Annotated in this window: 16 protein-coding genes and 2 riboswitches; of the genes, 11 read left to right on the forward strand and 5 right to left on the reverse strand. The window is 63.7% G+C overall.

All coding sequences use genetic code 11. The features are described from left to right. From purU to AAGW05_RS02575, 5 genes are all read left to right on the forward strand, one after another. Positions 1-912 (forward strand): formyltetrahydrofolate deformylase, encoded by a 912-nt coding sequence (gene purU / locus AAGW05_RS02555; protein WP_411802904.1) that lies wholly within the window; start codon positions 1-3, stop codon positions 910-912. Positions 913-1,081: 169 nt separating this feature from the next. Next, positions 1,082-1,528, forward strand: a complete 447-nt coding sequence (locus AAGW05_RS02560; RefSeq protein WP_411802905.1) for a hypothetical protein — start codon at positions 1,082-1,084, stop codon at positions 1,526-1,528. Positions 1,529-1,583: 55 nt separating this feature from the next. After that, the gene (locus AAGW05_RS02565) at positions 1,584-2,489 is read left to right on the forward strand and encodes a sugar phosphate isomerase/epimerase family protein (RefSeq protein WP_411802906.1); all 906 of its coding nucleotides are present in this window, start codon (positions 1,584-1,586) and stop codon (positions 2,487-2,489) included. Positions 2,490-2,796: 307 nt separating this feature from the next. Further along, complete coding sequence (locus AAGW05_RS02570; protein ID WP_411802907.1) at positions 2,797-3,438, forward strand: TetR/AcrR family transcriptional regulator; 642 nt, start codon at positions 2,797-2,799, stop codon at positions 3,436-3,438. Then, positions 3,435-4,232: a maleylpyruvate isomerase family mycothiol-dependent enzyme gene (locus tag AAGW05_RS02575; RefSeq protein WP_411802908.1), complete on the forward strand. Its 798-nt coding sequence runs from the start codon at positions 3,435-3,437 to the stop codon at positions 4,230-4,232. Before AAGW05_RS02570 ends, AAGW05_RS02575 begins: the two co-directional genes overlap by 4 nt. A 22-nt stretch (positions 4,233-4,254) precedes the next feature. Here AAGW05_RS02575 and AAGW05_RS02580 read toward each other — a convergent pair whose 3' ends face one another. Next, a complete protein-coding gene (locus AAGW05_RS02580) occupies positions 4,255-5,046 on the reverse strand; it encodes a class I SAM-dependent methyltransferase (RefSeq protein WP_411802909.1) in 792 nt (263 codons plus the stop codon). Positions 5,047-5,179: 133 nt separating this feature from the next. Beyond that, complete coding sequence (locus tag AAGW05_RS02585) at positions 5,180-5,419, reverse strand: hypothetical protein (protein WP_411802910.1); 240 nt, start codon at positions 5,417-5,419, stop codon at positions 5,180-5,182. A gap of 201 nt (positions 5,420-5,620) precedes the next feature. Between AAGW05_RS02585 and AAGW05_RS02590 the strand changes: the two genes are divergently transcribed. Next, the gene (locus tag AAGW05_RS02590; RefSeq protein WP_411802911.1) at positions 5,621-6,001 is read left to right on the forward strand and encodes a cold-shock protein; all 381 of its coding nucleotides are present in this window, start codon (positions 5,621-5,623) and stop codon (positions 5,999-6,001) included. 11 nt (positions 6,002-6,012) lie between these two features. Continuing rightward, a complete protein-coding gene (locus tag AAGW05_RS02595) occupies positions 6,013-6,594 on the forward strand; it encodes a DUF3027 domain-containing protein (RefSeq protein ID WP_411802912.1) in 582 nt (193 codons plus the stop codon). Positions 6,595-6,764: 170 nt separating this feature from the next. On the opposite strand, the gene serC is transcribed toward AAGW05_RS02595, so the two are convergent. Then, a complete protein-coding gene (serC, locus tag AAGW05_RS02600; RefSeq protein WP_411802913.1) occupies positions 6,765-7,892 on the reverse strand; it encodes a phosphoserine transaminase in 1,128 nt (375 codons plus the stop codon). A 226-nt stretch (positions 7,893-8,118) separates the two neighbouring features. Here serC and AAGW05_RS02605 point away from each other — a divergent pair, with 226 nt between their 5' ends. From AAGW05_RS02605 to AAGW05_RS02615, 3 genes are all read left to right on the forward strand, one after another. Continuing rightward, entirely contained in the window at positions 8,119-8,814 is a 696-nt protein-coding gene (locus AAGW05_RS02605; protein WP_411802914.1) for a metal-dependent transcriptional regulator, read from the forward strand. A 344-nt stretch (positions 8,815-9,158) separates the two neighbouring features. Beyond that, positions 9,159-9,381, forward strand: a riboswitch (cyclic di-AMP (ydaO/yuaA leader). A 2-nt stretch (positions 9,382-9,383) separates the two neighbouring features. Next, complete coding sequence (locus AAGW05_RS02610) at positions 9,384-10,190, forward strand: M23 family metallopeptidase (RefSeq protein ID WP_411802915.1); 807 nt, start codon at positions 9,384-9,386, stop codon at positions 10,188-10,190. Between the two features lie 151 nt (positions 10,191-10,341). Beyond that, positions 10,342-10,543, forward strand: a riboswitch (cyclic di-AMP (ydaO/yuaA leader). Positions 10,544-10,547: 4 nt separating this feature from the next. Continuing rightward, positions 10,548-11,342 (forward strand): NlpC/P60 family protein, encoded by a 795-nt coding sequence (locus AAGW05_RS02615; RefSeq protein ID WP_411802916.1) that lies wholly within the window; start codon positions 10,548-10,550, stop codon positions 11,340-11,342. Between the two features lie 134 nt (positions 11,343-11,476). On the opposite strand, the gene AAGW05_RS02620 is transcribed toward AAGW05_RS02615, so the two are convergent. Then, positions 11,477-11,758, reverse strand: a complete 282-nt coding sequence (locus AAGW05_RS02620; protein ID WP_411802917.1) for a hypothetical protein — start codon at positions 11,756-11,758, stop codon at positions 11,477-11,479. 27 nt (positions 11,759-11,785) lie between these two features. After that, on the reverse strand, positions 11,786-12,142 hold the full coding sequence (locus AAGW05_RS02625; protein ID WP_411802918.1) for a hypothetical protein: 357 nt from the start codon (positions 12,140-12,142) through the stop codon (positions 11,786-11,788). Positions 12,143-12,324: 182 nt separating this feature from the next. Between AAGW05_RS02625 and AAGW05_RS02630 the strand changes: the two genes are divergently transcribed. Continuing rightward, positions 12,325-12,987, forward strand: a complete 663-nt coding sequence (locus tag AAGW05_RS02630) for a molybdenum cofactor guanylyltransferase (RefSeq protein ID WP_411802919.1) — start codon at positions 12,325-12,327, stop codon at positions 12,985-12,987. Position 12,988: the final 1 nt, after the last annotated feature.

Consider the following 12,988-nt stretch of genomic DNA (forward strand, 5'->3'; position numbering starts at 1 on the left):
ATGAGCCACGCCTCAGAGCCTGCCGGGACCGCCCAATACGTGCTGACCCTGGACTGCCCCGACAGTCCAGGGCTGGTCCACGAGATCTCCGGTGTCCTCCTCGCGCACGGCGCCGACATCATCGACAACCGCCAGTTCAGCGATCGCCTGCACCTGCAGGCGATCGCCGGTGGGCCCGAACCTGACGGGCGCTTCTTCATGCGCCTGCACTTCAGTGCCCCTGCCGGGGAAGAAAGGCTGGCCCGCCTGCGAGCGGACTTTGAACCGCTGGCCACCCGGCATGACATGCGGTGGGAGCTGCGGGCCCATGGCGCCAAACGCCGGGTGCTGATCATGGTGTCAAAGTTTGAACACTGCCTGAACGACCTGCTGTTTAGAACTCGCACCGGTGAGCTGCCCGTGGAGGTTGTGGCTGTGGTCTCCAACCACCTAGACCACCAGCGGCTGGCGGAATGGCAAGGCATCCCGTTCTTTCATGTGCCGGTTACGGCCGCCACCAAGCCAACGGCTGAGGCACGGCTGCTGGAGCTGGTAGAGAAGTTCGACGTCGAACTTGTTGTTTTGGCGCGATACATGCAGGTGCTCAGCGATGACCTGACGCGTCGGCTGGACGGGAAGGCCATCAACATCCACCACTCGTTCCTGCCCAGTTTCAAGGGCGCCAAGCCATACCACCAGGCGTATGCACGCGGCGTGAAGACCGTGGGCGCCACTGCCCACTACGTCAACAGCGAACTCGACGAGGGCCCCATCATTTCCCAGCAGGTCATTGAGGTGGACCATACCTTTGGCCCGGACGACTTGGTGGCGGCAGGCCGGGACTCCGAATGCAAGGCGTTGAGCAATGCGGTGCGTTGGCATTGTGAGGGGCGCGTGATTGTCCAAGGCAACCGGACCATCGTGTTGCGTTAGCGTTGATGGGCCGGACCGGGCCGACGACGTCGCGCAAGAAGACCAGCATCAGGGCGCACATACCCACAGAGCAGCCACCACGGGGGTTGCGCCAAGTACGGTGCGGCGGGAAGAACTGTCCCGCCGCACCGGATTCTTGCCGCCGGGCACCTTCCCGTACTAGGAAGTCGTGAGCGTCCTCGGTGATGGAGTGGGTCAGGTAGGTGGTGGTTTCCTCGCGCTCGCCGTTGCGGTACATGGTGGCGCCGGTGTACGGACTGCCGCCGCCTTCGAGCCCGTCCCAGTGCACAAATCCCTTGCGCGGGGCGTCATTGGCTCCCACATGCCACTTTCCGGACAGTCCCATCCGGTAGCCGTGATCGGCCAACACGTCGGTGAAGATCTCCTGCCCGGCCAGGGAGTCCGGCGCCCCGTCACCGACCTCCACCCCCGTCAGGTAGTCGTGGACGCCGTGCCGGGACAAGATCTGCCCCGTCACGAGGCTGGCACGGGCGGGGGAGCGGACGGGGAGACGCAAAAGAAGTTCTCCCGGCGCGTGCCGTTGGCAGTCAGGGAATCCAGCACGGGCGTGTGGATGTCATCGTTGCCCGCGCAGACGGGTGCCCACGGGCCTTGATGGAAAGCGGTTTCCAAGTTACTGTGAGAGTTCACATGCTGCTGAAGGGGTCACCGTGCCATTGGCGTTTTCCACGTTGGGGTGTCCCGGCGATTCCCTGGCCCAGGTCATCGAGACTGCCCGCGCCACGGGAGCCACGGGCCTTGAGCTGCGGGCGGCCGACGGCGAATTTGTCCACCCCGGCATGGATGCGGCCGCCCGTGCCGTCATTGCCGGAGCACTGGCCGACGCTGGCCTGACGGTGGTGACGCTGGCCAGCTACGTGCGCATCTGCACCCCTGAAACTGACGAGGGCGGGATTCCCACCCCGGGCGCCGATGCCCCAGGCCGGTCCGGCACAACCGATCCGGTGCTCGCGGCGCTGCTGTCAGCAGTCGACCTTGCCGCTGATCTGTCTGCAGGAAACGCCGGACACCCCGCACAGCTGCGGGTGTTCCCCGGTGCCGAAATGGAACCTTGCGAACGAGGGGAGGAACCTTCGGTGCCGATGGCTGCCGCCGATCTGCTGGGGGCACGCCGGCTCAACGCCGCCGCCAGTCATGCACGGGAACGCGGGGTGGTGATGTTGTTGGAGACCCACGATTCGCACCCTCGGGCGTCGGACCTGCTGCGCATTCTGGCCCACGTCGATGCCGACGCCCCCGTGAAGGTCATTTGGGACCTCATGCACCCGTGGCGGCACGACGAGGCGCCGCAGCTGACGGCCGAACTGCTGGGCGGCTGGCTGGCGTACGCGCAATACAAGGACGGTGTCCGAACGCCCGGCACGAACTCCGTGACGCTCACGCTGCCGGGGGAGGGCGAGCTGCCGCTGGTGGAGATGAAAACCCTGGTTGCAGGCATCTCGGCCGCACACGGCGTGGACGATCCTTGGATATCCCTTGAATGGGAGCGTGCCTGGCACCCCGACCTCCCGCCCGTGGCCGCTGCGCTTGCGGCGCTGAAGGCCGCGTTGGCCTGAAAGCCCGGCGGCACTAACCCGCATCGTCACCTAGGCAAGGAAATGATCACTCATGCCATCGAGCGCAGAGCCCGGCCAGCCCAACATCACGGTCATCATTTCCGACGACCACGGCTAGGCCGACAGGGCACCTCGGATGGCAATGCGCAGGTCACGACGCCGGCCCTGACTATTTCCATGGACATCCTCCCGGCATGAGGCATGGGTGACGCCCGTCGAGGGCAGGCGGCAGCTGTCGGCACAAAGCTCCGGGGATTTCCCTAACGACCTCTTGTATTCCTAACGCCATTAGGCGCACACTGGGGAGATGGAAGCTGTCCAGGACAGGCGCGCAGCCCGCAGGCAGGCCACCATTGAGGAAATCCTCGCCGCGGCCGTAAAACTGATGGCGCGCGATGGTGTGGCCGGGATGTCGTTCTCTGGTGTCGCCCGCGCTGTCGGCATGAAGCCGCCCTCGCTCTACGAATACTTCCCGTCAAAGATGGCCCTCTACGACGCGCTTTTTGCCCAAGGCGCCGCGGACCTGACAGCCACGGTGCGCAAAGCCGGAAACCATCCGCGCCATGGCGGAGATCCCATCGCCGCCCTGCTTGCCGGGGCGCACGCCTATGCCGACTGGTCGTTGATGCATCCCGTCAGTGCCCAGCTGCTCAACTGGCGGCCGGTCCCGGGATTCGAACCGTCAGCCACGGCCTACGCCCCCAACGTCGCCATGGTTGCCGATATGCGGGCGCTGCTTGTGCTCGCCGTCGAGCGGGGCCGGCTCATTCCGGCCGCCACAAGCGATGACGCCCTGTTGCTGTTCACCTCGGTGACAGCCGGCGTCGTCTCCCAACAATTGGCCAATGAGCCCAACGCCACGGCCGGATCCGGGCGGTATGCCCGGCTGCTCGACCCCGCACTGCAGATGTGGCTGGCCCGCTACACTCCCCTAGAGAGGGCACCATGAACACCATCATCTCCGCCCGAGCCCTGGCCCAAACCAGCAGGCCCGACGCCGCCGACGCCTACCTCGCCGTCATGACCGCCCTGGCGGGCTCCTTGGAACGGCTGACCCCCGAACAGTGGGACGGGGACACCGAATGCGCCGGCTGGACAGTGCGGCACATGGCTTGCCACCTGATCGGCGCCCAGGAAGACATGACGGGGATACCAGCACTGCTGTGGCGCAGGGTCAAGGGACGACGGCGCTACCCGCATCTTTCGTCCCTTGACGCCGCGAACCAGGTGCAGGTTGACGACCATGCACACGAATCCACAACCCAGCTGGGCGCGCACTACCGGGCCAACATCCCCGCAGTGGTCAAACGCGTCGGCAGGTTCCCCAACGGCCCCGCAAGAATCACGGTGGAGCGGACCATGGCCCCGGGCAATACACCGCTGCGGATCGGCTATCTGTTCAACGTCATTTATGTGCGCGACGCCTGGATGCACGGCCTGGACCTGGCCCGGGCCACGGGAGAACCGCGGGTACGTACTGTGGCCGACAGGCTTGTGGTGGAACAAATAGTGCGGGACGCTGCAACGGCGTGGGGTGCCGGTCCCGGCGTCGAACTTGAACTGACGGGAGATGTGGCAGGGACCTGGCGGCTGGGTGAGGGGGCGGTGGCGGGCAAGCTGCGGGCCGACAGCCTTGAGCTGTGCCGCAGCCTGTCGGGGAGGCTGCCCGAATCGGGCGTCACCACGCTCTCAGGGGATTCGGCGCTCGGGGACAGGTTGGCACGGTTGCGGATACTGTTCTGACCGGCGCCGGGGCCCAGCAAATTCAGAGCAGGCGCGCGTAGATCTCCACGGGTGCCAGCAGTCCCGATCTGAACGCGGCCAGCAGGTTGGTCAGGGCGGGTGCTTCCACTCCCAACGGACCTCCTGACGCCAGTGCATTTTCCAGGAAGGCGATGCCCTCGGCCAGCGGCTTGGCTTCCTGGTCAACCAGGAATCCGGCCTGGGCCAGGGCATCTGTGTAGGCCAGTGGCGGTTGCAGGAACGAGGTCGCCGCAGTGGCCGCCCACGGCAGCGGATACTGCTCCACGTCCCCACCCATGAGCATGATGTCGTACACGGCCAGGACGCCGCCCGGGCGCAGCACGCGCGCGGTCTCGGCGAAGACCTTGTCCTTGTCCTGGATGTTCATGCCCACGTGGACCATGATGGCCGCGTCGAAGTCCGAGTCACCGAACGGCAGGGCCAGGATGCTGCCCGCACTGAAGGTGACTTGCCCTGAGAGGCCGGTGCGTTCGGTTATGGATCGCGCGGCGGCAACGAACTCCGGTGTCAGGTCCACGCCGTGGACCGTGGCGCCAAATTCCTGGGCCAGGTGGCGGGCCACACCTCCCATGCCGGAGCCGAGATCGAGCACCCGGGTGGCATGGCTGATGCCGGCCCGGGTGGCCACCCTGGTGGTGGCATCCGCCCCGCCGACGTGCAACTGGTCGGCACCGTGCAGCTTGGCCGGGGCAAAGGCCTCCGGATTCCCGCCACCAGCCTCGACGATGTCAAGCAACTGTTTTTCGACGTTGCCGCGCCCGTAGTGGGCGGCAACTGACTCCTCCGTGCCCATGGTGACCCCTTGACTTGACGAGCGATCCGCAGTGGACCCCTGATTTGTGATCCTACGCCTGACGGTGCCAACCGTCACCGGCGTCCGAAGTTTGGGTTTCAGCAGCCATGGCCTCGGTGGCAGGGGCACGGACTCAGAGTCGGCGTCGGAGGCTCACAGAGTGCAGTACGCTGCCGCCCATCATGAGAAACGCCAAAGGCAACGCGATCATGGCGATCCAGTTGAAGCCAGGCCACGGTGTTCCGCCGGCCCATTTGCTGACGAGAACAACGATCAGGGCGATCAATGCAAGCAGCGCCATGAGCATGGCCGTGTAGTTGAAAATTTGCCAGCCGCGGCCTACGTTTTGCGGGGCGGAATAAAGGGGGCTCATGCACATAACGCTAACAGCGGACAGTTGGGGCACAAAGCCGCCGACCATTGCCCGACACGGTAACCTAGAAGGTATTAGAGCTATTCGATCTGTCACCGCAGGTACCGGCCGCAGGATTCCTGGCCGTGGGTACGGCGAAGTACGCTGGCAATGGCACGGATCGTGATTCACGCCAACAAGACTTTTTAAGGGGTAAAGCAAGTGCCTATCGGCAAAGTGAAGTGGTACGACAACGAAAAAGGCTTCGGGATCATCGCCGCCGATGACGGCCGCGAAGTTTTTTTGCGCGCCAACGCCCTGCCCGCCGACGCCGGGGACATCAAGCCCGGCACGCGGATGGAATTCGGAGTGGCCGACGGCCGCAAGGGAGCCCAGGCCATGGCCGCAAAGATCCTGGACCGCAGTGCAACTGTGGCCAAAGCCAAGCGCATGCCCGCCCGCGACCTCGCCCCAATTGTCCAGGACCTGGTTTCATTGCTTGAGCACTCTGTAGGAACCCTGACCAACGGCAAGTATCCTGACGGTGACGCGAGCAAGATTGCCGCAGCGCTGCGCAAGGTTGCCGACAACTTCGACGCATAACGGTGCCCACGATGACCGATCTTTCAGGCGATACAACCGCCCCCTCCACCGCCGCAGCCACAGAGGTTGCCGACGAGCAGCGACCCGGCGTGCCCGTTTGGCGGGTAGGGAAGCCTGATGCCTTCCTGGCCGCCGAAGTCGACCCCGCACGCAACGCCGTGAGGTCCATTGCCAAGAATGAGGACATTGGGAGGCACCTGGGCGCGCGCAGTGAAGGAATCCGGTGCGTGACACATTTATTTGAGTCCAAGAAGGCCGGTTACCAGGGCTGGGTGTGGTTTGCCACGCTGGCACGGGTATCGCGCGGCAAGGAGGCAACTGTCAACGAAGTTGGCCTGCTGCCCACCGAAGATTCGGTGTTGGCACCTGCGTGGGTGCCCTGGTCGGAACGGGTCAGGCCCGAGGATCAGCAGGAGTCCGACGGCGCGGTCGCGGTCCGGGAGCTTCAGGCCCAGGAACACCTTGACCATGAAGAGGACACCCATGAGGAGGCCGACGGGGAAGACGCCGACGGTTTCTCTGATGATTCCGATGACGCCCCCACGGACGGCGTCGAAGAGTCAGCGGGCGCCGACAGTGCCGAATTCTACTAAAGACAGTCCCGCATAAAGCCATGGAATTTCGAGCCCCGCCAGAATCTGGCGGGGCTCGATTTTTTGACGTGTGAAGGACCGTCCCCAGGCACGTGCCGGAGGTGGGCTGGCCAACCAAGGCCGCATCCGCCGAACAGGGAAGCGGCCTTCACCGTTTTCTAAAGAGGTGGTTACATGTTCTCGATGACGTAGTCGATGCACCTGGTCAGCGCCGTGACATCCTCAGGATCGATGGCCACGAACGTTGCGACGCGCAGCTGGTTCCGGCCCAGCTTGCGGTAGGGCTCGGTGTCAACAATGCCGTTGGCGCGCAGGATCTTGGCGACGGCGGCGGCGTCCACTGAATCGTCGAAGTCGATCGTGACGATGACGTTGGAGCGGTCTTCCGGGTTCACCACGTACGGGGTGGCGACGCTGGAGGACTCGGCCCAGGAGTACAGGCGGCCGGCGGAATCTGCCGTGCGCGCCGAGGCGAAGTCGAGGCCGCCGTTGGTGTTGAGCCACTGGACCTGGTTGTTCAAGGTGACAAGGGTGGAGAGGGCAGGCGTGTTGTACGTCTGGTTCAACAACGAGTTGTCGATGGCGGTCTTGAGGTTCAAAAAGTCCGGAACCCAGCGGTCGGAGGCAGCAATGCGTGCCGCACGCTCAAGAGCCGCGGGGGAGAACAAGCCAAGCCAGATGCCGCCGTCGGACGCGAAGTTCTTCTGCGGGGCGAAGTAGTAGACATCGCTCTCACGCACATCCACGGCCAACCCACCGGCAGCGGAGGTGGCATCGATCAGGACCAAAGAGCCCTCGTCGGCACCGGCAACGCGCTTTACCGGGGCGGCAACGCCCGTGGAGGTTTCGTTCTGCGGCCACGCGTAGGTGTCCACGCCAGCCTCGGCGACGGCGACGGGGCGGGTGCCGGGGGCAGCCGTAATGATGGAGGAGGCCTCAAGGAACGGTGCGTTGTTGGTGGCAGAGGCAAACTTGGAGCCGAACTCGCCGAAAGACAGGTGCTGGGCCTTCTTCTCAACCAGACCGAATGTTGCAACGTCCCAGAATGCTGTGGAGCCGCCAACGCCAAGGATCACTTCGTAGTCATCCGGTGCGCCGAAGAACTGCTTTAGGCCGCTGCGGACATCGCCCACAAGGTTCTTCACGGGGGCCTGGCGGTGGGAGGTGCCAAGGAGTGTGGAGCCGGCTTCGGAGAGTGCTGCAACCTGCTCGGCACGGACCTTGGACGGGCCGGCGCCGAAGCGGCCGTCGGCCGGGAGGAGGTTGGCGGGAATGGTGAGGGGCGTGGATTCGCTCACGAGTTGCTCCAAAAATTAAGCGATGGAAGTTTCATTGGTTGCCAAGGGCTGGTGTCAATTCTGCCGTAGACCGGGCCCTAAGCGGAAAAGTGTCCGGTCGGTGGGAAATATTCACTGCCTTACAGTGGTTGCCTCGGATGCGGGTTTACCGGGTTTCGCGGCAATCAGGCTAACGTAGACACGAAAGTCCTTGCCCAAAAACCCCAATTAACAGGAGGATGCTGACGTGGCTGATCTGATTGACACGACCGAAATGTATTTGCGGACCATCCTGGAGTTGGAAGAAGAGAACATTGTTGCCCTGCGGGCGCGCATCGCCGAGCGCCTGCACCACTCAGGGCCCACCGTTTCTCAAACCATCGGACGGATGGAACGTGACGGTTTGGTCATCGTCTCCGGCGACAGGCACCTGGAACTGACCCCCACAGGCCGGGACAAAGCCACACGCGTCATGCGCAAGCACCGGCTGGCAGAACGCCTCCTCTCCGATGTCATCGGCCTGGAATGGGCTTATGTCCATGAGGAAGCCTGCCGCTGGGAACACGTCATGAGCGAGCGCGTTGAACGACGCCTCTATGAGCTGTTGGGCCAACCCAGCGAGTCCCCGTATGGCAACCCGATCCCCGGCCTTGAGGAACTGGGCGGAGAGATTTCGCCCAATTTTGCTGCGGGATTGGTCACATTGGTTGACGCCATGGCCACGTATGCGCCAGGGCAGGAAGTCGTTATTCACAGGCTTTCCGAGCGCATCCAGGTGGATCCGGAACTGCTCCAGCAGCTCGACGAGGGCGGTCTGCGCCCGGGGGCCCGAATCTCCCTCGCACAGGTGGGCGACTACATCTCGGTGCGCGTGCCTGACATCGAGGGAGCACTGGAACTGCCGCCGGAAGTCGCCTCGCATGTGTTTGTCTCCATGAGCTGACAAGCGGTTTCGCGCGACTCGGGCTGCACTGGCCCTGTCGCGAGTGACCGTTGTTGTTGCAGGCCCGGCTGGCACAAGCCGGGCCTGTTGCGTGCCCGGGCCATTCCTGAACCGTCCGTGTTGGCGAGGCCCGTTGGCCTTGCCCGCGCCCGTCGGAGTTGCCCTATCAGGGCCGACGCCGGTCCTGTCAACTGTCTTTTCGGTCAGCGTTGGGCCCACGGGATTTGACAGGACACTATTGACACTCTAGGTAACGGAATTGTTACGTTTACCGCCTGTACCGTATAGTAACTATCTGACGCTGTAACCAAAGCGTTACCGTTCCGCGACACCGAACCTTGCCTTCGCGGAACGGACAATAATCAATGAGGCAGGGGCGGGGGAACCACTTTTGGCAGACAGCCCAGTCTGCCTTGGGGTGAAGCCCACACTTGAAGCCGCACGAATCCTGGACGCATTCCATTGCGCCACGGGACGCCGTGTGCCAAAGCATGGGCCGGATCAAAAGCAAGACTCTCTGATCCGAATCCGACAGCTAACTTCGCAGGTGCCATACAGAGAGGTTTTTAGTGTCAGAGGTTAAACAGCGGGGACGCCGTCGTGCGTCGTCGCCGGTGACTCATGAGCTCACCGTGGTGCCCGGCGGTCGCCGTGAAGCCCTTGCTGTGGAGCGTGCAGCAGTTCCCAATAATTCAGTGGCCCAGCTTCTGCGTGCTGGGGCCGCCAGCGGTGCAGGTCAAAAAGTTGGCGTAGCCATGGCCGCAACCGGTCTGGTGCTCGCGGTCACGCTGCCTTCGGGTCAGGCTGTGGAAGCCCCCTCTTTCCAGGCTTCGACGGCGTCCTCGGTGGAAACCGTTGTGTCTGCCTCAGCCGAGATTCCCATTACTTTTGCCGCTCCCGGCATCACCAGCGCGTTGAACCCGGATGGCCGGCTCAAGGAAACGTTGAAGGTCAATGCCTCCAAGGTCACGCCCCAGGCCGCCAAGGGAACCCTGTCGGCCCCGCTGAAGGTGCTCACGCCAACCTCGCCGTTCGGCGACCGGATCAGCCCCATTACGGGCCAGGTTGATGAGCACCATACGGGTCAGGACTTTGCCGTTGCGAGCGGCACCGATGTGCTTGCAGCCGCCGGCGGAACCGTCACCTTCTCGGGGTGGCACAGCTACGGCGGTGGCAACCGCGTGGTGATCGACCACGGCAACGGGCTCTCAACCTCCTACAACCACATGAGCAGCAACTTGGTCAAGGTTGGTCAAAAGGTTGAACGTGGCGACGCGGTCGGGCTCAGTGGCTCCACCGGCGCATCGACCGGCCCCCACCTTCACTTCGAGGTCATCGTCAATGACGAGACCATCGATCCCATGGGCTGGCTTTAATTCCTCCACAGGCTGATTTAGATTACGACTTAGTCACAGAACCGTGACCTGAACGTGACATTGCGAAAAATCTGTTGTACCGTCGTAATCGCGCCAGCTTCGAATCAAGCCGGCGCCCGTGAGTGGATTGCCTAGCTCTGCCACTACTCATGGTCCGTTCGTATCAATCGTCTGGCAGGGGCGGGGGAACCAATAATCGGGTTTCGCATCACGTGCGAAATCCTTGGGGTGAAGCCGCGAAGCGTTCAGTCACAGTTTTAGGGAAGCAATTCCCTGTGCCTTGAAACGTGGAGCGACCGGGTGACTCCCATCCGAATCCGACAGCTTACCTCGCAGGCATTGGGAGAGGAATCCTTCTTGGCTTCAAACACTGCCCTTGGGCGCCACCGCGCCGAGGTTGTTAAGACCGGCACGATGTCCACCCTCACGAAAGCCGTCAGCTCCAATGTCGGCGGGGTTGGTCGCCAGGCTGCTGTTATCGCAGCAGCTTCCGGCTTGGTCCTTACGTCCGGCATCGCAGCAAACGCGGCTACTCCCACTGTGGAGCGCGCTTCAGACGGTGCAACCACGCTGAACCTGAAGACGGAACTTGCTTCCACCATCACGGCAGCATCCACGGTGAAGATCTCCTTCGCCACCCCCGCAATCACCTCCACCCCGGCTCCCGTTGTTGAAGCGCCGGCAGTTGTAGAGGCACAGAGCAGCGACGTTGCAGTGACACCGGTTGCAGAAATTGCACCGGCACCGGCACCGGCAGCCGCAGCAGCTCCGACTGTAACCACCAGCAACCCTGAGGTTGCTCCCAAGCCTGCAGTTGCAAGCGGAATTGGCGCCACCATTGCCAGCGCAGCCTTGGCTCAGCTTGGCGTTGGCCAGGACTGCACCGCGCTTGCCAGCAACTCCCTGGCTGCCGCTGGAATCAACTTCCACGGCTGGCCCGCCGGCTACCTGAGCCTGGGCCGCACGGTTTCCCAGGGCCAAGCCCAGCCCGGTGACTTGATCTACTACGCAGATGGCGGCATGGGCATGGCTCACATCGCTGTTTACATTGGCAACGGCCAGGCCGTACACGGTGGATGGGGCGGCGGCACGACCGCAGTCTTCTCCGTCAACGTCGGTTCAGGTCCCGTTTTCATTGCAATGGGTCACTAAGAACGTCTTTACCCCAATGAACCCCGTCCTCGGACGGGGTTCATTTATTTAACCCCCGCACCATGGCCGCCCGGTTGGGGCGGCCACTGTGCAGGTTAGGCCCCGCCGACTTTAGGACCCCCCGGGGTTAGGGGTCAAGGGTGCTGGGCGGCGGGATTTCCTTGACGAAGAGCAGCAGGACGGATGCCAGGATCAACAACGGCACCAGGCGTTAGAAGCGTGGCAAGGGGGGTCGCCAACAAGCTGCCGACGACGGCGGAGCCCAGGGCCGCGCCGATCTGCCGGAAGTAGTTGCTGGAGGCCGTGGCCATGCCGAGCTGGGGATTGGGGAACTGTTTCTGGACGATCAGCACCAGGGCGCCGGCCACGAAGGACAGGGCGGCGAGGGGCAGCCACTTGTACTTGTCGATGCCCATGCTGATGATCTGCGGAGAGTTTCAGTCTTATTGGTGCCCCCACGTGGCCACAAGTGCAGGCAGTGTTGAGGTGAGTGCCAGCGTGGCCATGCCGGCCACGAATGACAGGGCGAAGACGCCGTCCGTGAGCATCAAGCCGCCGCCCAACCCCCGGATGCCGCGGCCAATGATCAGCCACGTCATGTCCTGTGCCATGCCGCCCAGCTTGCCAAAAATGGGAAGCATGATGGTCGAGGCAAGGAGGTACATGGTGATGACCCACAGCATTTCCTCGACGCCGTGGAGCTGTCCGACGATGGTGGGCAGTGGCTTGAGTAGGCGCCTTCCTTGGTGCCGAAGTAGTTGAAGACCGTCCGGGGAGACGGAGTTTGCCGCGCAGATCATGTCGACTGGGACGTTTTCATAGCCGATTTCCAGACCATCCTCGCTGCGGGCACATGTGGTGTTGCGGTGCTCCTGATGGCTCCAAGGTGCGCAGCAGATGGCGAGGTTTTATTCCGGCAGTGGGAAACGCGTCCCGCACCGCCGGATAGCATGGCAGGCATGAAGACTTCCACTGGAACCGCATGCAGGCGCTGATCCTTGCCGGCGGACTGTCCCGCAGACTTAATGGCGTCCCGAAGGCAGGGCTCATGCTCGACGGTCAGACACTTCTTGCCCGCACCGTCGACGCCGCGGCGCGGGTGATCGCCGCCCAGGCCGGGACCGCCCATGTCCCGCTCGCCGCCCAACTTGGGATCGCCGTCGTGGGTCCCGTTGGCAGCATCGCCCAGTGGCTTGCCACGGCCCAGACGGTTGCGGGGGTGGCGGCAGTGCAGGAGGATCCGCCATATTCCGGACCGGCGGCGGGCATTGCGGCAGGCGTTGCGGCGTTGCCGGGCAGCGGCGGGTATGTGCTCGTGCTTGCGTGCGACATGCCGCATGCGGGGGAGCTCGCGGAGCTGCTCGCCGCCGAACTCCCCGGGTGTGCTGCGGGGGAGGGCGTCATGGCTGTTGCGGATGGCCGCCGGCAGCCGCTGGCCGCCATCTATCCGCTTGCGGTGCTGCGTGAGGCCTCCGATGCGGCGCGCAAGACCCAACGGCTGGAGAATGCTTCTGTTTTCTCCCTGGTTGCTAGTGTGAACATCAAGGAATGCGCCGTGCCTTCGGGGTTGACGGCTGACATTGACACTTGGGCTGACGCCCGCGCGCAGGGGATTGGCGCGGGGACGGCCGACGCGGAAGGCTGAC

This window comes from Arthrobacter sp. LAPM80, assembly GCF_046736435.1.
In the GTDB taxonomy this organism is placed as follows: Bacteria; Actinomycetota; Actinomycetes; order Actinomycetales; family Micrococcaceae; genus Specibacter.